Below are 21950 nucleotides of genomic sequence, written 5' to 3'. Positions count from 1 at the left end.
CGCAACGTAGAAGCGGGCTGTTGAAGTGTCAAGGGAGGCGGAAGAGAGGCGAGTTCGTGGGTCGATCGGTTCAGGGCACACGGGCGTCGACTCACGCCCGCCGCGTTCCGCGGAAACCCTTTTCGGTACTCGTTCAGTGACGCGGTGACCGGCGGACCGTCAGGACGGCGACGTCGTCGTGCCGGCCGCCGCTGCCCGCGTACGCGCCGGCGTCCTCGTACAGGGCCCGGGGCAGGTCGGTGGGGGAGAGGTCGAGATGCTTGGCGAGGCGATCCTCGACCGGGTAGAACGTGCCGTCGGCGGCGCGGGTCTCGGTGAGGCCGTCGGTGCTCAGCAGCAGCGTCGCGCCGTCCGGGAACGGGAACCAGCCCACGGTCGTCGGTTCGAGCGCCAGCTCGGCGAGACCCAAGGGGACGCCGGAGTCCAGTTCGGCCGTGGTGACCGTACCCTCGTGCATCACATGCGGCAGGATGTGGCCGCAGTTGACGGCCTGCACCTCCTCGCCGTTCGCGTCGATGCCGAGGACGAGGGCGGTGACGAAGCGTTCGTCGTCACCGGTGTTCTCGGCGTAGGAGTTGTGCCGGACGACGGCCGCGTCCAGGGCGTCGACGAGCGCGGTGAGCGTGGGCTCGCGGTGGGCGGCCTCGCGGAAGGCGCCGATGACGGCGAACGCCGCGCCCACGGCGGCCAGTCCCTTGCCCTGGACGTCGCCGATCAGCACCCGGGTCCCCCAGGGCGAGGCGACGACGTCGTAGATGTCGCCGCCGACGAGCCGGTCCTCCTGGAGGGGCTCGTAGATCCCGTTGACCAGGACGTCGTCGGTGAGCAGGGGCAGGGGGTGCAGGATGTGTCGCTGCATGGCCGCGGCCGTGGACCGCAGCCGCAGCATCTCGTGCTCGCGCCTGATCCGCCGCTGACAGGCGTAGACCGAGGCCACGCCCAGGGTGAGGGTGAGCAGGACCAGCAGGAGCCGGTCGATCCAGCGGTCCGCGTCGACGTTGCGCACCACCGCCGTGGCGGTGACGACGAGCGTGGTCCACGCGGCGACGAACGCCGTCTGCTGGACGGTGCACAGCGCCGACGCCGTCCCCGGCAGGAACACCAGCAGCCCGAGGAGCCACACATCGGACCCGGACAGCACCCCGAGCGCCTCCACCAGGGCCGTCACCGCCAGTACGCCGAGGACCAGTTCGGCGTTGCCCGGCGGCTCGATGGCCTCGAAGGCCTCGGCTGGTCTCTTCCGGCGGCTACCGGCCATGCGAACTCCCGGGCAGATCGTGATCTCCCCGTACGGTAAGCCGGGCCCGGTCAGGTGCGGGAGGCGCCCCGCCGATCCGGGCTCGCGGAGGCGCCGAGCCGACTTCCCGAAGGCTGCCGAGCGGAGTCCGCGGGGGTGCGCCGCGCCGACCTTCCACGGTCTGTCGAGCCGAACTGCGGGTGTCTGTGCCGGGCCGCCCCGCCAAGGCCCGCCGGGCCGACGCTGGGGAGGTTCTGGCGGGCCCAGGAGCCTGAGTGGGTGAGCACAGCCGGCCTTCCGAGGGCCTGCTCAGCCGATCTGAGGAGGTCTGCCGGGCTGATCTTTCACGGTCTGTCGAGCCGAACTGCGGGTGTCTGCGCCGGGCCGCCCCGCCAAGGCCCGCCGGGCCGACGCGGGGAGGTTCTGGCGGGCCCAGGAGCCTGAGTGGGTGAGCACAGCCGGCCTTCCGAGGGCCTGCTCAGCCGATCTGAGGAGGTCTGCCGGGCCGACCCGCGGAGGTCTGCCGAGCCGACAAGGGGGGCCTGCCGAGCCGGGCTTCCGAGGGCCTGCCGAGTCGGCCGATCGAAAGCCGTCCTGCTCAGCCTCTGAGGGGTCGTCGGGCTCAGCCCTGTCGGCCCGCCGAGCTTCAGAGGGCTCGTCGGCCGGGGTCGACGTGGATCTTCGGCCCGCCGCCGGCCCCGGCCGGGCGTTCACCCGCGAGCACCGGGCCGGCCTCGTCGAGGCCCACCGTGGCGGCGACCAGCGGTCGGGGGTCGACCGTGCCGGTGGCGTAGGCGCGGATGGTGGCGTCGAGGCCCGGGGAGGCGGAGAGGACGCCGACTGCCGTGACGTCCTTGAGGACGAGCGTGCGGGTGTCGATCCGGCTGGGCTCGGCGGCCAGCCCGATGTACACGACGCGGCCCCCGGGTTCCACCGACTCCAGGGCGGCGCCCGGCAGATGGGCGGCGTTCGTGGCGTCGACGACGGCGTCGAAGGGGAGGTCCGGGAGGGAGTCCTCCGTCCAGGTGTGCGCGAAGCCCAGGCCGCGGGCGAAGTCGAGGGAACCGGCGTTCTGGCCCATCAGGTGGACCTCCGCACCGGCGGCGCGGAGGAACAGCGCGACCAGCAGCCCGATCGTCCCCGGCCCCAGGACCAGGGCGCGGTCCCCCGGCCGGGTCGCGGCGGCCTCCGCGGCACGCAGCGCGTTGCCGCCCGGCTCCACGAGCGCGCCGAGCACCGCGTCCACGGAGTCGGGCAGGGCGTGCAGGGAGGAGGCCGGCACGGCGAGCCGCTCGGCCAGGGCTCCCGCATGGCCCCCGCGGATGCCGACCTCCCGGCGCCGCTCGCACACGTGCTGGTCGCCTCGGAGGCAGCGACGACAGCCCCCGCAGCCGAGCATGGTGTCGCCCATGACGCGTCGCCCGACCCAGCCGGGGTCGACACCGCCGCCGACCGCCGACACCCGCCCCGCCCACTCGTGGCCGAGCCGCATCGGGTAGGAGGCGTGCCCCTGGTGGAGGTAGGCCATCGTGCCGGTGAAGAACTCCATGTCGGTGCCGCACACCCCGGCCCGCTCGACGTCGACGACGACTTCGCCGGCCCCGGCCACCGGCGCCGGGAGTTCCTGGACCTCGTACGTGCCGGGGGCGGTGAGGACGAACGAGCGCATGGTGTTCACGGGTCGGTCTCCGGGAGCGGGTCGGGGAGCTTCGGCTCGTGTGTCACCGGTGCGGCTCGCCGAGGCGACCGAGGAGCGCGCGGATCTCGTCGAGCGCGTCGACCAGGGTCGCCAGGGGTGTCCGGTAGGCCAGCGCGCTGACGCTCACCGCTCCGGAGGGGGCCGTCGGTGAGGTGAGGAACACGGGCAGGGCGAGGCAGTTGACCCCGGTCTCGTTCTCCTGCTCGTCGACGCCGTAGCCCCGCGCGCGGGTGGCCCGCAGCTCGCGGTGCAGATCGTCGGCCGTGTACGGCGTCCGCGGCGTACGACGCTCCAGGGGGGAGCCGCCCTTCCACGCCTCGACCTCCTCCAGGGTGCCCAACCGCGCGCTGAGCAGCAGCTTTCCGACGGCGGTGCGGTGGGCGGGGTTGCGCCCGCCGATCGTCGACGTCAGCCGGACGGCTCCGGTCGGAGGGTCGACCTTGGCGCGGTGGACGACCTCATGGCCGTCGAGCACCGCATAGTGCGCGGTCTCCCCGAACCGGTGCGCCAGCGCTTCGAGCACCGGGCGGACCCGGATGTGCTCGGGCCGCGCCTCGTGGTGGGCGAAGGCCATGCGCAGGAACTCGTCGCCGAGCACATAGCGGCTGCCCGCGTCCTGCTCGGCCAGCCCGGCCCGGCGCAACGCGCCGAGTGCCCGGTGCACGGTCGGCTTGGGACTGCCGATCACCCGGGTCAGCTCGTCGAGACCCACCCCGTCGGGATACCGGGCCAGTTCTCTCAGAACCGCCAGCACCCGGTCCGACCCCACAAGTCGGTTGTCCCCGGCGCTCGTCGGGGAGCCCTCACCGAGGTCTGTCGATCCCTCGTACGGCTGCGTATGCTTCATCGCGTTCCAGACTGTAGACCGCCGTACCGATTGCCGGAAAGGGCTGAGGGTGACGCTCCGCAGTGCGCAGTGGTACGGGGGACAGGACCGCAACGCCTACATCCACCGGGCGTGGATGCGGCGGGGTGTGCCGGGCGACGCCTTCACCGGCCGGCCGCAGATCGCCATCGCCAACACCGCCTCGGACCTGACCCCGTGCAACGCGCATCTGGACGAGGTCGCGGCCTCGGTGCGCAACGGTGTGTACGAGGCGGGCGGCATACCGCTGGACCTACCGGTGGTGTCGCTGGGCGAGACGAACGTGCGGCCCACCGCCATGCTCTGGCGGAACATGGCCGCGATGGCCACGGAGGAGATGCTGCGGGCCAACCCCGTCGACGGGGTCGTCCTCCTCGGCGGCTGCGACAAGACGATCCCGTCGCTGCTGATGGCCGCCGCGTCGGTGGACCTGCCCGCGATCGTGGTCCCCGGCGGGCCGATGCTCAACGGCACCTTCCGCGGCGGCCTCCTGGGCTGCGGCACCGGGGTGTGGCAGCTGTCGGAGGAGGTACGGGCGGGAACGCTCTCCCAGGAGCAGTTCACCCGCTCCGAATCGGCGATGATCCGCAGCCGGGGGCACTGCAACACCATGGGGACGGCGTCGACGATGGCGCTGGTCGCCGAGGCGCTGGGCACGGTGCTTCCCGGTGTGGCGGGCACACCCGCGCCCGACAGCCGGCTCCTCGAAGCCGCGCACCGCACCGGTCGGCTGGCCGTGGACATGGTGGGCGCGGACCGCCGGCCGGGCACCTTCCTGACCAGGGCGTCCTTCCACAACGCGATCGTGGCTCTGGCCGCGATCGGCGGTTCGACCAACGCGGTCGTCCATCTCCTGGCGATCGCCGGCCGCCTGGGCATCGACCTCACCCTCGACGACTTCGACCGCGTCGGCTCCCGGGTGCCGGTCCTCGTGGACCTCCAGCCGGCCGGGCGCTTCCTCATGGAGGACCTCCACCGCGCCGGAGGGCTGCTCGCCGTCCTGCGCGAGGTCCGTGACCTGCTCGACCCCGACGCGCTGACCGTCACCGGTGAGCCGTTGGTCGACCACCTCGACGACGCCACCGTCTGGGATGCCGAGGTCATCCGCCCGCGCTCCGAACCGCTGGTCGCCGAGGGCGGCATCGCCGTACTGCGCGGCAACCTCGCCCCCGACGGCGCGCTCGTCAAACCGGCCGCCGCCTCCCCGCAGCTGCTGCGCCACCGGGGCCGGGCCGTCGTCTTCGACTCCATCGAGGACTTCCGTGCCCGCATCGACGACCCCGACCTGGATGTCGACGCCGACTCCGTCCTCGTCCTTCGCGGATGCGGACCCAAGGGCTATCCGGGCATGCCCGAGGTGGCCAACATGCCGCTGCCGAAGAAGCTGCTGGAACAGGGCGTCCGTGACATGGTCCGCGTCTGCGACGGCCGGATGAGCGGCACGGCCTACGGCACGGTTGTGCTGCACGTCGCCCCGGAAGCCGCCGCCGGCGGCCCGCTCTCCCTCGTGCGTACCGGGGACTTCATCACCCTCGACGTCGGGGCCCGCCGCATCGACGTCGACGTACCCGCCGACGAACTCGCCCGCCGGGAGCCGAGCCGGGTCACGGTCGAGGGCTTCGCCGCCCCCCGGCGCGGCTGGGAACGCCTCTACGTCGACCATGTCCTGCAGGCCGACACCGGCGCAGACCTCGACTTCCTCATCGGCTCCAGCGGCTCCGAGGTGAGCCGGGAGTCGCACTGACCGGCCCCCGGCGCCCGCGTACTGACCGGCCCCCGGCGCCCGCGTACTGACCGGCCCCCGGCGCCCGCGTACTGACCGGCCCCCCGGCGCCCGCGTACCGACCGGACCCCCGGCGCCCGCCTACTGACCGGACCCCCGGCGCCCGCCTACTGACCGGCCCCCCGTGCCCGCCTACTGACCGGCCCCCCCCGTGCCCGCCTACTGACCGCCCTCGGCGCGCGCGTACGCCTCGGCCTGCCCGGCACAGCACGCGTGACAGATCCGGGGTCGCCGTCTGTGTACTGACCGGCCCCCCCGGCGCCCGCGTACTGACCGCCCTCGGCGCGCGCGTGCGCCTCGGTCTGCCCGGCACTGGACGCGTGACAGGCCCGGGGTCGCCGTCCGTGCCGCCGTGGCCGGTCGGGCGGGGCCGAACCGGGAGCGCGGGACGGCAACCGCGGCGCCGCCGACGCGGACGGGGGCCGCGATACAGCCCAGGCCCGGGACGGCTTCCTGCTCCTCATGGGCCGGACCCGACACCTGGATCTTCTCAAGGGCCGGACGCGGCCGCGCCGGGTCGGTGATCGAGTGATGCGGGAGACTCGGCGGCGGCCGTGCCAGGGTTGGAAGGTCGTCGAGGAGGCACCACAGGGGCCTGTCCCCGCCGCGCCCGGGGAGGTGGCGTGGCGCAGGCGAGAAAGTCCGTACCGGGTGTCAGAGGGACAGGCTCGCCGTGAGGGTGCCCGGCAGGGCCATCGACTCCCGGGCGCCCTCGGGGCTCCCGGTCCGGGAGCCCCGACCGCCCGCCTCGGCCACGCCCGCCTGGGCGAGGTGAGGAGATCGCGGGCGCGCAGAGCGACGCGGCGCGCGGTCCCGGAGGAACGCTGGGATGCTGATGCTGGACGAGAGCTGCTCGAGTTCTGGACGACCGGTGGTGGTGAGAGCCATGGCAAGGTCCGGGGAGAGGGGTTCGGGGCCGGCCGTCCCATGGGCCGATCCCCAGGGCGACCCGTTCCTGCGCACCCGGTTCGCCGTACCGGCCCGGCCCGCCACGTTCCTCCGGCGAAAGCGCCTGGTCGACCACCTCGACCGGGCCCTGACGACCCCGCTGACCGTGGTCAACGGGGCCGCCGGTGCCGGCAAGACCCTGCTGGTCGCCGACTGGGCCGCGCATCGGGATCGGCCGGTCGCCTGGCTCACCGCCGAGGCCGGCGACCAGGGCCCCGGCATGTTCTGGGCGTACTTCCTCCAGACGCTGCGCGCCGCCGGTGTGCCGCTGCCGGCCGAGATCGGCTGCCCGGCCGACGCCGGACGGGTGGACCGGACGCTCCTGACGCGGCTCGCCGCGGAGCTGGGCGCCAGGGAGCGGCCCGTGATCGTGGTGCTCGACGAGTACGACCGAGTGACCGATCCGGAGATCGCCGACCAGCTGGAGTTCGTGCTGCACCACGCGGCGCGGGGCCTGCGCCTGATCCTCGTCACCCGCACCGAACCGCTGCTGCCGCTGCACCGCCACCGGACGGCCGGCGACATGACGGAGATCAGGAACGCCGAGCTGGCCTTCACGCCCGAGGAAGCGGCCGTCCTGCTGGGCCAGCACGGCCTGCGGCTCCCGGTGGCCGTCGCGGAGGCACTCGTGGAGCGCACCCGGGGGTGGGCGGCCGGTCTGCGGCTGTGCGCACTGGCCGCGCGGGAGAGCCCCGACCCGGAGACGTATCTCAAGCGCTTCGAGGCCGAGCGCACGGCCGTCGCCGACTTCCTGCTCGCGGAGGTGCTCGAACGACAGACCCCCGAGACACAGGACCTCCTCCTGCGGGTCAGCGTCCTGGACCGGTTCCGCCCCGAGCTGGCGGACGCGCTGACGGAGCGCGCCGACGCCGGGGGCATCCTGGCCGGGCTGCACCGGGGGAACGCGTTCGTCGAGGACCTCGGGCACGCCTGGTACCGCCTCCACCCGCTCTTCGGGGAGATTCTCCGCGCCCATCTGCGGATGCGACGTCCCGGCCTGGAACCCGTACTCCACCGGCGGGCCGCCCAGTGGCTGCGCCGCTCGGGGACCCTCGCGGAGACGCTCGGACACGGTGCCGCCGCGGGCGACTGGGAGTTCACCGCCGGCGCCCTCGTCGACGACCTCGCCATCGGTCAGCTCTTCACGGGCCTGCGCTGCGACGACCTCGCCGAGTTGTTCTCGCGTATGGGCCCTGAGGCGACGAGCCCCGCCGCGAACCTCGTACGGGCGGCCCGTGAGCTCTCCCGGTGCGAGCTCGACCGGGGTCTGGCCCACCTGCGGCACGCGGAGCGGAGTCTGGTGGGCGAGGAGGAGCGGGCGGAGGCGGCGGACGAACCGGGTCCGGCGGCGGCCCGGCTGAGCTGCCTGATGCTGGAGGCGCTGGCGGCCCGGCTGACCGGCTCACCCGGAAGGGCGGAGCTGGCGGCCGGGACGGCCGAGAGACTGTGGGAACGGGTCCCTGCCGACCTCCTGGACCAGCACCCCGAACTCACGGCCCTGCTCCTGTCCCACCTGGGGTCGGCACGGCTGTGGGCCGGGAACTTCGACGAGGCGCGTGCCGCCCTGTCCCTGGTCGCGGACGGCTCCGGGGACGCGTCGACGGCACTGCCGCGCGAGGACTCCCTCGGCCGGCTGGCCCTCATCGACTATCTGAACGGCTGGCTCGGCAGGGCGGAACGCAAAGCCATGGCGGCACTGACGGTCGCCGAGCGGTACAGCCTGCCGCAGCCGTCCGACTTCGGCATCGGACGGCTGGTCCTGGCCGCCGTGGCCGTCGACCGGGACGAGCTGCGGCTGGCCCGGGCGCATCTCGACGCGGCGGCGGGCGCCCACCCCACCATGCGGGACCCGGTGACGGAGGCCGGCCGTGCTCTCGCCACCGCCCGCCTGCTGCTGGCCCACGGGGACACCCGGGCCGCCCTGGCGGCGGCCGAACCGGCCGTGACCGCCGACGTGGCGTCCCCCTGGGCGGAGGGACACACGGCGCTGGTCGCCTCCGCCGCCCACCTCGCCCGAGGCCGGCCCGAGGCGGCGGCCGAAGTGCTGCACGCCGTGCCCGGCCACCAGCCGGTGTGCGCCGTGGGGGAGGCGCGGGCACGGCTGGCCGCGGGCACGCCCCGCGCGGCTGTCGACCTGCTGGACGGGGTGCTGCCCGAGAGCCGCACCGGCCCCGCGGTGACCGTGCGGGCCCTGCTGGTCCGCGCGGAGGCCGCGCACGCCGTCGGGGACTCGGCCGCCGTGCGCAGGCTCGTCGCCCAGGCGCTCCACGATGCCCGGCGCGAGCGGCTGCGACGCCCCTTCGCCGAAGCCGGTGGGTGGCTCCGGCCCGTCCTCGACACCGCACCGCTGAGGGGTCTCGCGGCCGGCTGGCTCACCCCCGGGCCGCCGCCGCGCACCGGGGCGCCGACGCCGGAGGACCGGCCGCCGGTTGTGGAGGAGCTGAGCGGACGCGAACGCGATGTGCTGCGGCGACTGGACCGGATGATGTCCACCGAGGAGATCGCCGCCGACCTGTGTGTGTCGGTGAACACCGTCAAGACCCACCTCAAGAGCGTCTTCCGGAAACTGGCCGTCAACCGCCGCAACGACGCGGTACGCCGCGCCCGCGAGCTTCGCCTGCTCTGACCCCACCTGACCGCGACCCTGCCCTGAGGCACGGGCCGCGCTCTGGGGCGGCGGCGGTCGCCGGACGGTCGCCGCCGGACGGTCGCCTCCCGGCCGGCGCCCAACGGTTCCCCGGGCCGACTCGACGACGTGGACACGGCGGCACACCCGCGGGCCTCGATCGTCCCGGGGGCTGCTTGGTGGGCAGGTTCGGTGCGGTGGACAGTCAGTCCTGTATGTCGTCGGCGAGCACCGGCTCCCCGTCGCCCCGGTGCGCCCGCAGGCTGTGGAACTCCTGGTACATCTCCCGCATGAACTCCGGGAAGTTCGCGTGCCGCTCGGGTGGCGCGGCCCGCCAGCTCGCCCATGTGTACACGGCCCACTCGCCGTCCTCATCCACGTCCTCGGGATCCATGAGGACATGGGTGATGTCGGATTCGACGTCGAGTTGCAGCCCGCGCCGCCAGATGTCCGCCTCCAGCCGCTCCTCGGGCCCGGCGTCCTCGTCCAGGTACTCCTCGAACATGTCCGCGAGTCCTGACTCGTTGTGGTGCCAGTGCGCGCCCTCGGTCCCCGCCAGCAGCCACACGAACCCGCCCGCGTGCCGCCAGCCGTCGCTGACCGCGAGGAACTCCCGGTACGACGGGGGCATCCGTCGGCCGAGGCGCTCCTCCATGGCTGCGATCCGCTCCTCCGACGCGGGTGGGAACCCGAGCCACCGCGCCCGTCGTGCGGCCTCGTCGTCCTCGCCCAGCGCCTCGCCGTCCGGCAGGGATTCTGCCCACTCCCCGCTCCATTTGAGCAGGAAGGGCCGCCAGTCGAATGTCGTGGTGTCCGTCATACGCCCGATGCTTCCACCCACCACTGACAGCTCTCCGCTGTCTGGTGAGGCTGACGGGCCCCCTCCCTCCTGGGCGATGGCCCGTTCGGCTGTTCATGCCCGCCCACCGTCGGCGGGCGGGCATGCCGCCGGAGTGGCGGAGGGGTGCCCACCCGCTGGGGCAGATCACCTAGCGACTGCGGACGAGGGCAGTGAGGTGACGCGCTCGGACTGGCGTCCGTGGTGCTGCGCAGCGAGGCACCGAGTTCCGGGGACGGGACGAATGCGGCGGTCGCACCGTCGGGCACGCCGACACGAGCAGGTCCCTTCCGTCGGGTGGCCGACGGTGAACGGGGAGCCGAACAGGTCGTGCGGCTCGCTGCCGCTCTGACGCCGACGGGTCTCGTGCGTGGGTCCCGGCCGCGGCGACAGCGGTGCCGAGCGAGTGCTGATCGTGCCGATCCGTCGTTCGCGTTCCTGGTGTTCGGAGGTTGGGGTGTTGTGCGGACGACTGTCGACGGAATATCGTACGGGTCCAAACGAAAATCCGTGCTGCTTCCTCGGCTCCTCTCCTCCGTCGGTCATTGATGGCGCCGCATCCCGGCGCGGCGCCCGCCCGGGCGCCCGCCTCCGCCGAAGTCGCCGTACCTGACCGCAGGGCGGCTTATGGGCATCTGAGCCGAAGGGCCGTTCATCCGGGTCCGGGGTCGCCGTACGCGGGCGCGGACCCGGCTCGCCTCTCACGCAGGGAGTACTCGTGCACCACCATCCTGGATCCGCTGCGCACGAACCCGTCCATCTGGTCGCGGGAGCCAGCAGCGGTATCGGTGCCGCCGTGGCCGCGCGGGCCGCCGCCGCAGGGGCCCGCGTCGCCATCTGCGGACGGCGGCCCGACACTCTGCGCAAGGTCGCGGACGACTGTGGTGCCACCGCCTACGTCGCGGACGTCACCGACCGCACCGAGGTCGAGGAACTGGTGGCCGCCGTGGTGCGGGACTACGGCCGCCTCGACGGCATCGTCGCCAACGCGGGCGTCATGCGACCCGGCGGAGTGCTCGACCTCAGCGACGAGGACTGGAACACGACCCTGCGCACCAACCTCACCTCCGTGTTCCTGCTCGCCCGCGCCGGACTGCCCCACCTTCTCGCGTCACGAGGGGCCTTCGTGACCGTCGGCTCCATCGCCGGGCTGCGTGCTCCTGTGGGCATGTCCGCCTACGCCGCCTCGAAGGCCGGTGCAGCCATGCTGACCGCCACCCTCGCGGCCGAGTTCGGGCCGCGCGGGGTGCGCGCGAACACCGTGTGCCCGGGCTGGACCCGCACCGAGATGGCCGACGAGGAGATGCGGGAGTTCGGCGGGCCGCTGGGTCTCGGGATCGAGGAGTCCTACGCGGAGGTCACCGCTCTCGTGCCCCAGCGCCGCCCCGCCGAGCCGCATGAGATCGCCGACGCCGTGCTGTGGCTGCTGGGGCCGCAGTCCTCGTACGTCAACGGCGCCACACTCACCGTCGACGGCGGCACCACCGTCGTCGATCCGGGAGCCGTGGCCTTCGACTTCCGCGTCTCCGAGCGCTGACGGCACGTCACGCCGGTTCGGGCTCGGTGCCGGTGCGGTCGCCGGGGACCCGTGTGCGCGCCGGTCGGAGCCGGCGTGCCCGCCATTGGTCCGCGTGAGCGGAGAGCTGCCGAAGGGTCTCCCTCTCGGGGATGCCGTCGCGTCACATGAGCCGGCCGGGCAGGAAGGCCTGGATCTCGGGAGGGGTCAGCCCCTCGTGCGTCCCGTGGTCCACCTCCGTCAACACCGGAATCAGTCGTGCGGTGGTGGTGCTTCCGCCGTGGTCAGCCGTGTCGCGATGGCGGTGAGGCGTTCGGCCAGGGCACCGGGGGCGGAGCGGGTCATGGCGGTGAGTTCGATGGTCGCCGTCGTGTGGCGGAGCGGCCGGAACCGCACGGCGGGGTGGGACGCGGAGGCCGCGGCGGGTACGACGGTGACACCGAGACCGCACTCGACCATGGCGATCTGGGAGGTCACCGACCGTGCCCAGTGGGCGGGCGCGGGGCTGAAGCCGGCGGCTCGGCACATGGTCGCCATGGCGTCGTGGTAGTCGGGTGAGATGTGCCGGTGCAGCCATACCCACGGGGCGTCCGCGAGGTCCGCCAGGTCCAGCGGGCCGGTGGTGTCGGCGGCCGGGTGGCGGGACGGCAGGGCGGCGACGAACCGGTCGGCGTAGAGCGAGGTCGTCGCGGTGCCGCGTACCGGGGCGGTCTGGCGGACGATCGCCCAGTCGAGCGAGCGGTCGAGGAGGCCCGGCCCGGCTTCGTGCGTGTCGATCTCCTGGGTGCGGATCTCGACGTCCGGCAGCGCCTCGTGGAACCGCTCGAGGACGAGCGGCAGCGGCCAGGAGAACGCCGAGGCGACCGCGCCCAGGCTCAGCCGCCCGCCGCGGCCGGTGGCGGCCTGCCGGGTGGCGATCTCCGCCTCCTCGGCCTGTCGGATCAGCGTGCGGCAGTGGTCCAGGAACACCGCCCCGGCGGCGTTGAGGGCGACCGACCGCTGGGTGCGGTGCAGCAGTTCGCAGCCCAGCCGCTGTTCCAGCTGTTTGATCGCCTGGGAGAGCGGCGGCTGGGACATCCGCAGCCGCTGCGCGGCGCGGCCGAAGTGCAGTTCTTCGGCGACCGCGACGAAATAGCGGGCCTGCCGGATCTCGACCATGATTCGCAGTGCCTCTTACTGAGAGACGAAATCAGACCTTCCCAATATAACGTGAGGGTGTTGCAGTGGAAACATGAGTAGCTCATCTCTCCTGGACCGTTTCGCGGCACTCGACTCGGCCGCTGTCAGTGACACGCTCGACCAGCTGGGGCTTCCCCCCGGTGTCGGTGGCATCCGTCCGGTGTGGGGCCCGGCGGCCGTCGTCGGGTTCGCCGTCACCGTGGGCCTCGAACCGCGTACCGAAGGGCCGGCCGGCGCCCACATCGCCACCACCGCCGTCGAGAGCGCGGACGAGTACAGCGTGATCGTCGTCGACAACCAGGGCCGCACCGACGTGTCCTGCTGGGGCGGCATCCTGAGCCTGGGCGCTTCCCTCCGCGGTGTGCGTGGCGTCGTCGCCGACGGTGTGTGCCGCGATGTGGCGGAGGCCCGTGAGCTGGGTTTCCCGGTGTTCTCGCGGGGGGCGGTCCCGGCCACGGCGCGGGGCAGGCTGCAGCAGCGCTCCACGGGCGAGCCGGTCGGTGTGGCCGGGCTCGTGGTCGAGCAGGGTGATGTCGTCCTCGCCGACGAGACGGGCCTAGTCGTGGTCCCCCGGGAGCGGGCCGAGGAAGTGGCGGAGATCGCCACCGCGATCGTCGCCCGGGAACGAGCCATCGCGGACGAGGTGCGCGCGGGCGCGCCCCTCTCCCGGGCCATGCACGACGCCCGCCTCGCCGGACAGCAGGAGTCGACCCGATGAGTGACCCCACCGCCCTTTCCCACCTCGCCACCGACCTGTCCACCGCGTCGGTCTCCGACGCCCTCGACTCGCTCGGGCTCCCCGGATCCCTCCACGGCGTCGGTGCCCTGCGCCAGGGGCAGCGGACCGTGGGACCGGTCTTCACCGTCACCTACGAACCGGTCGACGAGGCCGGCGGCACGGTGGGCGACTTCCTCGACGACGTCCCCGCCGGCGCGGTGATCCTCATCGACAACGCCGGCCGCACCGACTGCACGGTGTGGGGCGGCATCATGAGCCGGACCGCCCACGAACGGGGCATCGCGGGCACCGTCATCCACGGCACCTGCCGCGACGTCGCCGTCGCGACCGACACCGGCTACCCGATCTGGTCGGTCTCCCGCTTCATGCGCACCGGCAAGGACCGCGTCCGCGTGGCCGCGGTGCAGACGACCGTCACCATCGACGGCGTCCTCATCCGTCCCGGCGACATCCTCGTGGCCGACGACGACGGAGCCGTGGTCGTCCCGGCCGCCCGCTGGGACGAGGTCGCAGGCCTCGCCCGCCGCATCGACCGCGTCGAAGACGCCATCGTCGACGCCGTCCGCGACGGCGTCACGCTCGCCGAGGCCCGCGCCCAGCACGGCTACCACGCGCTCCAGACCCGGAAGGACCCCTCGTGAGCACGAACGACCCCGCTGGCGGCCACTCCAGCGCGACCCTGTCCGAGGCGTCCGGCCTCTCCGTGGCGCTGGCCCCGGAGGTCCGGTCACTGTGGGCCGGTGCCCGGCTGTGCGGCCCGGCGTTCACCGTGCAGGGCGCCGGCGGCGACAACCTCGCCCTGCACCACGCCGTGCTCCAGGCCCCGCCCGGATCCGTCCTGGTCGCCGACCTCGGCGCCGCCCCTTTCGGCCACTGGGGCGAGATCCTCACCGTGGCCGCCCAGCACCGGGGAATCGTCGGCCTGCTCATCGACGGCGGCGTCCGCGACGCCGACGAGATCAAGGGCCTGGGCTTTCCGGTCTTCTCCCGCAACAACTCCATCGTCGGCACCCGTAAGGACTTCCCCGGCGTGTTCGGACGACCCGTCAGGGTCGGTGGCATCACGGTCCACGTCGGCGACCTCGTCGTCGGCGACGTCGACGGCGTCGTGGCGCTTCCCGCGGCCGACACCGAGCGGATCCTCGACCGCGCGGACGCGCGCGTGGCCCACGAGAACGAGCTGCTGAAACGGCTACGGGAAGGTCGCAGCACCCTCGACCTGTACAACCACTTCGAAACCGCCGGGCGGTGACGACACCGATGACGGACAATCCGATCTTCGCCGTGGCCGCCAGGGCCGAAGCGCTGCGGGCCCAGGGCGCGGACGTCATCAGCCTCGCCGCCGGAGAGCCCCAGGCGGCCACCAGCGCCGTGGTCGTGGAGGCCGCCGTCGAGGCCGTCCGCGACCCCGCCACCCACCACTACGGACCGGCCCAGGGCGACCCCGCCCTGCGTGCGCTCGTCGCCACCGCCGTCGCCGGTGACACCCGGCTCCCCTGGAGCGCGGACGACGTCCAGATCGCCCTCGGTGCGAAGCACGCCCTTTTCCTCGCCGTCCAGGCCCTGATCGACGCCGGGGACGAGGTCCTGGTCGCCGCACCCGGCTGGCCCGGGCACGCCGAGGTCGTCACCGCCGCCGGCGGCGTCGCCGTCCCGGTCGCCACCGACGAGGAGTTCCGACTCACGGCCGAGGCCCTCGACCGCCTCCGCACCGCGCGCACCCGCGCGGTGATCCTCTCCAGCCCCGGCAACCCCACCGGCGCCGTCCATCCCGAGTCCCATCTGCGGCAGATCGCCGACTGGGCCGAGCGGCACGGCATCTGGGTCGTCAGCGACGACATCTACCGGGCGTTCGACCACACCGGGACCTACCGGTCGATCCTGCGGGTGGCTCCGCAACTGCGCGGCCGTACCGTCGTGGTGGGCGGAGTGTCCAAGGAGCATGCCATGACCGGCTGGCGCGTCGGCTGGCTCGCGGCACCACCGGAGATCGTCGCCTCGGCACGGCTGCACGTGTCCCGCACCATCACCCACGTCCCGACGGTCAACCAGCGGGCGGCCCTTGCCGCCCTGGGCGACACCGGCACACCCGTCGAGGCCGCCCGCGACTACCGGCGCCGACGCGCGCTGCTCGTGGATGCGCTGAACGGCATCGACGGCATCGACTGCCCGCTGCCCGACGGCGGCATGTTCGCCTTCCCCGACGTCAACGACCTGCTCCGCGCCCGCGGCTGGACCAGCAGCGCCGACCTCGCCGCGTGGCTCCTCGACACCGCACGTCTCGCGGTCGTACCCGGCGAGGCGTTCAACGCACCCGGGCGCATCCGCGTGTGCTTCGCCGTCGACGACGACACACTGATCAGCGCGATCGACCGCCTGAGGACCGCCCTCACAGGCGCCCCCGCCGAGGCGGCGTACGAGGCCGGCACACCGACGCTGGAGGAGGCCCGATGAGCCCCGTCAACAAACTCGAACCGTTCACGCTCCCGCTCACCGTCGGCGGCACCCGCGTCGACGTGGCCGGCCTCCACCGCGGTGGGACCGGCGCGCCCCTGGTGTTCCTCCACGGCTTCGGCTCGACGAAGGAGGACTACGCGGACGTCGTCCAGCAGGAACGGCTCGCCGACCGTCCCGTACTGGCCTACGATGCTCCCGGCTGCGGCGCCAGCACCTGCTCCGACCTCGGCGCCGTCTCCATCCCCTTCCTGGTCTCCGTCGCCCAACAGGTCCTCCAGGCCCGGCACATCGACCGCTTCCACGTGGTCGGGCACTCGATGGGAGGCCTGACCGCGCTGCTGCTCGCCGACCAAGGCCCCGGCAGAGTCGCGAGCTTCACCAACATCGAGGGAAACGTCGCCCCCGAGGACTGTTTCCTCAGCCGCCAGATCGTCACCCACGCCGACGACGACCCCGACGCGTTCCTGGCCCGCTTCGCCGAACGCGTCGGCGGTTCCCGGTTCCACGGCGGCGCGCTGTACGCGTCGAGCCTTGCGCACAAGGTCCGGGCCGCAGCCGTCAGGTCGATCTTCGAGTCCATGGTCGACCTCTCCGACCACGGCAAGCTGCTCGACCGGTTCCTCGGACTTCCGGCACCGAGGATGTTCATGTACGGGGAACAGAACAACACCCTGTCCTACCTCCCGGCTCTGGCCGCAGGCGGCGTGGAGCTCGCGGAGATCAGCCACTGCGCCCACTTCCCGATGTACTCCAACCCGCCGCGGATGTGGGCCCGCATCGCCGATCTCGTCGCACGTGCCGACGCCGGCCCCTGACGGCCGGGGTCATTGTGGCGGACCGGTGCGGGCCGCCCGCCCATGGCCTGAGCCACCGCGTCGGTCCGGGTCGGGACGACCGGGAGGGTGAGGTGCGCGAGGCGGTCGGCCTGGTGGTACACCGTCCGGTCCGCCAGTCGACATCACGCTCGATCTCCAGCCTGCGACATCACGCTCGATCTCCAGCCTGGTGACCGGTGCTGGGGTTGAGGTGACCTGTCTCGTGGTCCTGGGTGCTGTGCGTACCTGGCCCCGCACCTGATGCGTGTCCCCATCGGAGGATGACGCTTCCAGGCCCGTGAAGCCGGAAACGAGGCATGGGGCGGCACGCCACAGCTGTACCCCGTGTAGCTGAGGGCGCGACCTGTGGCGGACGCATCTACGGGGCTCGGAGACCCAGCCACTACAGCCTTCGGGTCCGGTCCCGGAGCGGCACGCCGCTCCGGGACGGAGGAGTCCCGGCTCTCAGGCGCGCTGGGCGGCTTCGTGGACGGCTCGCGCGGTCTTGCCGAGCGTCGGCCCGTACATCGGGCTGCTGCCGTTGCCCTCGCCGTGGCTGCTGACCGACACCGCGGTGGTGGGCACCGCCCGCTTCCTGATCCGTCGGCGTGATGCGCGTGCGACGGTGCCGGGCGGCCTGACGGTGCGCGACCGGCACTTGGACCTCACCCCGTCCGAGGGCGTCGTCGCCACCAGGGTGGAGACGGTGCCGGAGCGCCATCTCCCACCGCGCCGGTGTGATGCCGCGATCGGCCGTGGATCCATGGGGCGGATCACGCCTCGTGGGCGAGTGGATGGCACCTTGCCGACGTCGGCCTACGGCGTCACTCCGCGGGCAGGGCGAGCGCCACCTTGCCCGTGGCGCGGCCGGCGAGGAGGTGCCGGACGGCTGCGGCAGTTTCGGCGAGCGGGTAGACGCGGTCCACGACAGGGCTGAGCGTGCCCGAGTCGATGAGAACGGTCAGGTCGCGCAGCCCGTCGGCGTGCTCCGAGGAAATGAAGGTCCCCAGGTGCCGGCCGGTGAACGGGGACAGCATCTGTGCGCGGAGTTGCCGGTCGGTGCCACCGAGCCAGGCGCCGTTCGTCTCGCCGCCGGTGATGACCAGCCTGCCGCGGGGCGTGAGGGCGTGGCGAAGGTCTCCCAGGCCGCGGTTGCCCGCGATGTCGATGATGGCGTCGTAGCGTCGCGGGCCGGCAAGGAAGTCCTCGCACGTGTAGTCGATCACGTGGTCGGCGCCCAGCGCTCGTACGGCGTCGAGCTTGGGGGTGCTCGCGACGGCCGTGACCCGGGCGCCGAAGGCGTGGGCGATCTGGACGGCGAAGGTGCCTACGCCGCCTGCGGCTCCGGTGATCAGGACCTGCTGGCCCTCCCGGATTCTGCCCTTGTCGCGAACCGCCTGGAGTGCGGTGAGCGCGCTGACGGGTACGGTCGCCGCCTCCTCGAAGGTGAGTCCGGCAGGCTTGGGCGCGATCCTGTCGGGACGGGTGGCGGCGTATTCGGCGAACGCGGCCACTGCCGTGCCGTAGACCTCGTCGCCGGGCGCGAACCCGGTCACGTCGGTGCCGGCCGCCTCGACGACACCGGCGATGTTGCGGCCGGGGTTGGGGAGCCTCGGCCTGCGCAGCCCGCTCACGGGCCGGATCGCGTAGGGCAGACCGGCCATCATGTGCCAGGTGCCGCGATCCACGCTGGAGGCGCGCACACGCACCAGTACCTCGCCAGGCCCGATGCTGGGCCGGGCGAGCCGTGCTGTGCGCAGCACGGCTTCCGGCTCGGCGCCGTACCGCTCCTGCACGACGGCCGCCATCGTCCTGGTCCCGTCGGTGGTTGCGATCGGTTCGTTCATGTTCCGCATGGTCACTGCTCCCGTTCCGTCTCCCGCGTACTTACGCCGTAAGCCGAAACTTACGGCGTAAGTACACCACTTACGCCGTAAGCTCGTCAACGCTGGGAGACCCCGAGAGGAAGTGACACCCACCGTGACCCGACGTACCGTCCGGCAGTCGACCCGCGAGACGCTCACCCGGCGGCGGGTGCTGCATGCCGCCGTCGAACTCGCCGACGCCGGCGGCCTGGAGACGCTCAGCATGCGCAAGCTCGGCGAGGCCGTCGGCGTCGAGGCGATGTCCTTGTACAACCATGTGGCCAACAAGGAGGACCTGATCGACGGCATGGTCGACCTGGTGTTCGGCGAGGTCGAATTGCCCACGCCGGGTGATGGCTGGCGGCGGGCGATGCGGCAGCGGGCGATCTCCATGCGCCTCGTGCTGTCGCGTCACCGCTGGGCCATCGGGATGATGGAGTCACGTTCCACTCCGGGCCCGGCCACTCTGCGTCACCACGACGCCGTTCTCGGCTGCCTGCGTCAGGGCGGGTTCTCCCTCACCCTCACTGCCCACGCCGTCTCGGTACTCGACAGCTACATCTACGGGTTCGCCCTGCAGGAGAAGACCCTGCCCTTCGGCTCCCCGGAGGAGATCGGCGAACTGGCGGACTCCATCATGAGCGGTTTCGGTGACGGCGAGTACCCGTACCTGACCGAGATCGCGACCGATCACGTCATGCGTCCCGGGTACGCCTACGCCGACGAGTTCGAATTCGGCCTGGACCTCGTCCTCGACGGCCTCCAGCAAGCAGCGGGCCGACGAACTTGAGCACCCGTCAGGGCCCGCGGCCCTCGGTGCCGTCAAGCTCACGCTCACCCTCATCGCATGAGGCCGGTTCGGCTCGTACGGAATCGGGCGGCGCCGCAAGGGCCGGGCTCTTTCAGTGTGGTCACTGACCGGGCAACGCCGGGGGAAGGCGGGCGCCGGCTGTCCTCGGTCGAACCACTGGCAGCCCACGCGACAGTGATCTCACCGAACGTCACTCAACACGCGCAGCGCAGTGCACCAGATCACACATCGAACTGCCCAGCTCAAACCTTGTGACATGGACTCGGCAACTGCTTCACTGTGGCGACCCACGGGCCGTGCGGCCGCTTTCACTGTCTCCGCTGCCCGTCATCCAGGAAGCGTGAGGCATGAACGATTCAGCGCTGATCACGACCGGCTTGCCCATAGCGCTCGCCATCATCATGTTCGGCCTCGGGCTCTCGCTCACCACTGGCGACTTCAAGCGCGTGGCCCGTTCCCCGAAAGCGGTCGTCTTCGCCCTGACCGTGCAGACAGTGGTGCTACCGCTGCTCGCCTTCGGCCTGGTCGAAATCTTCGACGTGGACCCGATGCTCGCAGTGGGCGTGATGCTGCTGGCTGCGTCCCCGGGCGGCACCACCGCCAATCTCTTCAGCCACCTGTTCCGCGGGGATGTGGCGTTCAACGTCACCCTCACCGCGATCAATTCCGTGTTGGCAGCCGTCACCATTCCCCTCATCACCAACCTGGCCATCAGCCACTTCGATGCCGAGGGCGACCTGGGACTGCAGTTCGGCAAGGTGCTGCAGGTGATCGCCATCGTGCTCATCCCGGTCGGGCTCGGCATGCTCGTCCGGAAACGCTCCGCGGACTTCGCCGCCCGGGCGGACCGTCCGGTCCGTGTGTTCTCCATCGTCATCCTGGTCGCGGTGTCCCTGGGGGCACTGCTGGGAGAGCGGGAGAACCTCGCGGACTACCTTCGCCAGGTCGGCCTGGTCACCGGCATCTTCTGTCTGGCGAGCCTCAGCATCGGCTACGGCGGTGCCAGGGCCCTTCGCCTGAGTGAGCCCCAGGCTGTCGCCAGCGCCATGGAGGTGGGGATTCACAACACCACTGTGGCCCTCACCATCGCACTGAGCATCCTCGACAACACTGCGGTGGCAGTTCCCAGTGCTGTCTACTCGGTTCTCATGTACGTACTGGCGACGGCTTTCGGCTTCGCCATCACCCGGACTCGCTCAGGGAAGCCCTCGACGTTGGGCTGAGCCCGTCAGGGCGACGGAGGTCGGAGGGGCTCAGGCACTCGACCCCGTCCGACTCCGCTAGGCGGTGTCCGCGCGGTGTTCGCCAGGCGGCCCGGTGCCCCGGCCACGTTGAACCGCATCGGGCGGTGTTCGGCGGGATGGCGTCGGAGCCTTCGACACTCCGACCACGTATCGCGTCACGTTGCCCCGATGCGACGCGCCCCCGGCTCTCTCGGATCCATCCGGCAGCCGGCGCCGATCAGCGGGCCGGGGCGCTGTCGACCGGCACAGCGGCACAGGCTCGTGGCGTCGACCGCGAATCAGACGTGTTGGTTGCCGCGGTTTGCGGTTTGCGGTTTGTGGTTTGCGGCTTCTGCTGACGCGGACGTCAGGCGGCGCCGCTGACGCCGGGGGCCACGAAGCGTCTGTGGAGCGGGAAGAACTGCGGCTGCGGATCGCTCTTCACGCCCAGTTCGCCCTTGAGTACAGGTTCGATCCTGGTGGCGATGAACCGGGTGAAGTGCTCCTGCGACTCCCAGATGTCCAGCACGTTGAAGCCGTCGGCGGTGAACCACGCCACGTGCAACACGCACCCGTCCGGGGATTCCTCCTCCCAACGCACCTTCTTGCGCACCGCGGCGTACAACTCGGGCGTGATCTCGGGCCAGACGAAAGTCATCACGACTGCCATGGAAGTGCCTCTCAATCGCCTCAACGCGCCGAGGCGTCGTCTGCCCGATCCGCGCGGTCTGCGCATGACGACGCTAAGTAGCTCGGGCCTGTCAGGCACTTCGGGGCGGGCCATTTGTGCAGTCGGCGTTTCCAGGCCCACGTGTCCGTCCGCCGCCCGGTGCTCGGCTGTGTTCCGCCCGGCAGAGTCCCTATCAGGGGCGAGCGCGGCTGGGGCGCTGCCGAGGCCATCGTGCGTGGCAACACGAACCGGGTGGGCACGGATCTGTTCTCGCTGCCCCTGCCGCGTGGCGCGGTCCGTGTGCTCTGCCCGGCCAGGGCACGGCTCGGGGCGCCGGCCGCGGACCGGTCTACGGCTGGTCCTTGACGACGGTGTTGCGGAGTTCCCCCATGCCACCACCGTGGTGACGAGTTCCTGCTTCGACGTCCGTTCCCGGCCGCGTCAATACTCCGGGACCCGCGTTCCCGCGAAACCCTTTCGCAACATGCCGGTGACACTGCGGGGCTGCCTGCGAATACTGGCTCCTGCCCCGCATCCCGAGTTCTCCTTTTACGGAACGTGGGTGCGCCCTCCTGTGAAAGGAACGCCGTTGACAAGACCCTGGGCGCGAAAGGCTTTCGCCTCGGCGACAGCTTTCGCGATAGGTACGGCATTCGCCATCGCCTCTGCGACGACCGCG

Annotated in this window: 16 protein-coding genes and 1 pseudogene; 10 read left to right on the top strand and 7 right to left on the bottom strand. The window is 72.3% G+C overall.

The window, feature by feature from the left end; all coding sequences use genetic code 11:
- Positions 1-133 precede the first annotated feature (133 nt).
- The 3 genes from OG858_RS05185 to OG858_RS05175 all read right to left on the bottom strand — a co-directional run bounded on the left by OG858_RS05185 (position 134) and on the right by OG858_RS05175 (position 3783).
- Positions 134-1258, bottom strand: coding sequence for a PP2C family protein-serine/threonine phosphatase (locus tag OG858_RS05185; RefSeq protein WP_328545109.1), 1125 nt, complete (start codon positions 1256-1258; stop codon positions 134-136).
- Between the two features lie 625 nt (positions 1259-1883).
- Entirely contained in the window at positions 1884-2906 is a 1023-nt protein-coding gene (locus tag OG858_RS05180; protein ID WP_319065245.1) for a zinc-dependent alcohol dehydrogenase, read from the bottom strand.
- 52 nt (positions 2907-2958) lie between these two features.
- Entirely contained in the window at positions 2959-3783 is an 825-nt protein-coding gene (locus OG858_RS05175; protein WP_319065114.1) for an IclR family transcriptional regulator, read from the bottom strand.
- Positions 3784-3832: 49 nt separating this feature from the next.
- Between OG858_RS05175 and OG858_RS05170 the strand changes: the two genes are divergently transcribed.
- Both OG858_RS05170 and OG858_RS05165 read left to right on the top strand, forming a co-directional pair.
- On the top strand, positions 3833-5545 hold the full coding sequence (locus OG858_RS05170; protein ID WP_319065115.1) for an IlvD/Edd family dehydratase: 1713 nt from the start codon (positions 3833-3835) through the stop codon (positions 5543-5545).
- 925 nt (positions 5546-6470) lie between these two features.
- A complete protein-coding gene (locus tag OG858_RS05165) occupies positions 6471-9158 on the top strand; it encodes a LuxR C-terminal-related transcriptional regulator (RefSeq protein ID WP_327723309.1) in 2688 nt (895 codons plus the stop codon).
- 217 nt (positions 9159-9375) lie between these two features.
- Here the strand turns inward: OG858_RS05165 and OG858_RS05160 are convergent.
- Positions 9376-9978 (bottom strand): annotated as a pseudogene (locus OG858_RS05160) (SMI1/KNR4 family protein); the annotation flags it as partial.
- A gap of 736 nt (positions 9979-10714) precedes the next feature.
- On the opposite strand from OG858_RS05160, the gene OG858_RS05155 reads away from it, so the two are divergent.
- On the top strand, positions 10715-11533 hold the full coding sequence (locus tag OG858_RS05155; RefSeq protein WP_086752950.1) for an SDR family NAD(P)-dependent oxidoreductase: 819 nt from the start codon (positions 10715-10717) through the stop codon (positions 11531-11533).
- A gap of 231 nt (positions 11534-11764) precedes the next feature.
- Here the strand turns inward: OG858_RS05155 and OG858_RS05150 are convergent, their stop codons facing one another.
- Positions 11765-12670: a LysR substrate-binding domain-containing protein gene (locus OG858_RS05150; RefSeq protein WP_086752952.1), complete on the bottom strand. Its 906-nt coding sequence runs from the start codon at positions 12668-12670 to the stop codon at positions 11765-11767.
- 73 nt (positions 12671-12743) lie between these two features.
- On the opposite strand from OG858_RS05150, the gene OG858_RS05145 reads away from it, so the two are divergent.
- From OG858_RS05145 to OG858_RS05125, 5 genes are read left to right on the top strand one after another with little or no spacing between them, the layout of a single operon-like run.
- Entirely contained in the window at positions 12744-13409 is a 666-nt protein-coding gene (locus tag OG858_RS05145) for an RraA family protein (RefSeq protein WP_086752954.1), read from the top strand.
- Positions 13406-14071, top strand: a complete 666-nt coding sequence (locus tag OG858_RS05140; protein ID WP_086752956.1) for an RraA family protein — start codon at positions 13406-13408, stop codon at positions 14069-14071. Before OG858_RS05145 ends, OG858_RS05140 begins: the two co-directional genes overlap by 4 nt.
- Positions 14068-14682, top strand: coding sequence for an RraA family protein (locus OG858_RS05135; RefSeq protein ID WP_319314805.1), 615 nt, complete (start codon positions 14068-14070; stop codon positions 14680-14682). Before OG858_RS05140 ends, OG858_RS05135 begins: the two co-directional genes overlap by 4 nt.
- 8 nt (positions 14683-14690) lie before the next feature.
- Positions 14691-15884: an aminotransferase class I/II-fold pyridoxal phosphate-dependent enzyme gene (locus OG858_RS05130; RefSeq protein ID WP_319065119.1), complete on the top strand. Its 1194-nt coding sequence runs from the start codon at positions 14691-14693 to the stop codon at positions 15882-15884.
- Positions 15881-16702 (top strand): alpha/beta fold hydrolase, encoded by an 822-nt coding sequence (locus OG858_RS05125; RefSeq protein ID WP_086752706.1) that lies wholly within the window; start codon positions 15881-15883, stop codon positions 16700-16702. The genes OG858_RS05130 and OG858_RS05125 overlap by 4 nt, the downstream gene beginning before the upstream one ends.
- A gap of 824 nt (positions 16703-17526) precedes the next feature.
- Here OG858_RS05125 and OG858_RS05120 read toward each other — a convergent pair.
- A complete protein-coding gene (locus OG858_RS05120) occupies positions 17527-18549 on the bottom strand; it encodes an NAD(P)-dependent alcohol dehydrogenase (protein WP_319262112.1) in 1023 nt (340 codons plus the stop codon).
- A gap of 133 nt (positions 18550-18682) precedes the next feature.
- Here OG858_RS05120 and OG858_RS05115 point away from each other — a divergent pair, with 133 nt between their 5' ends.
- Positions 18683-19357: a TetR/AcrR family transcriptional regulator gene (locus OG858_RS05115; protein WP_086750213.1), complete on the top strand. Its 675-nt coding sequence runs from the start codon at positions 18683-18685 to the stop codon at positions 19355-19357.
- Positions 19358-19725: 368 nt separating this feature from the next.
- Entirely contained in the window at positions 19726-20601 is an 876-nt protein-coding gene (locus OG858_RS05110; protein ID WP_319262109.1) for a bile acid:sodium symporter family protein, read from the top strand.
- A gap of 367 nt (positions 20602-20968) precedes the next feature.
- Here OG858_RS05110 and OG858_RS05105 read toward each other — a convergent pair whose 3' ends face one another.
- Positions 20969-21271: a hypothetical protein gene (locus OG858_RS05105; RefSeq protein WP_086750211.1), complete on the bottom strand. Its 303-nt coding sequence runs from the start codon at positions 21269-21271 to the stop codon at positions 20969-20971.
- Positions 21272-21950: the final 679 nt, after the last annotated feature.

The sequence above is a fragment of the Streptomyces europaeiscabiei genome (genome assembly GCF_036346855.1).
GTDB lineage: Bacteria > Actinomycetota > Actinomycetes > Streptomycetales > Streptomycetaceae > Streptomyces > Streptomyces europaeiscabiei.
Note: the sequence above shows the minus strand (reverse complement) of the source record. Positions and strands in the feature narration are given on the sequence as shown.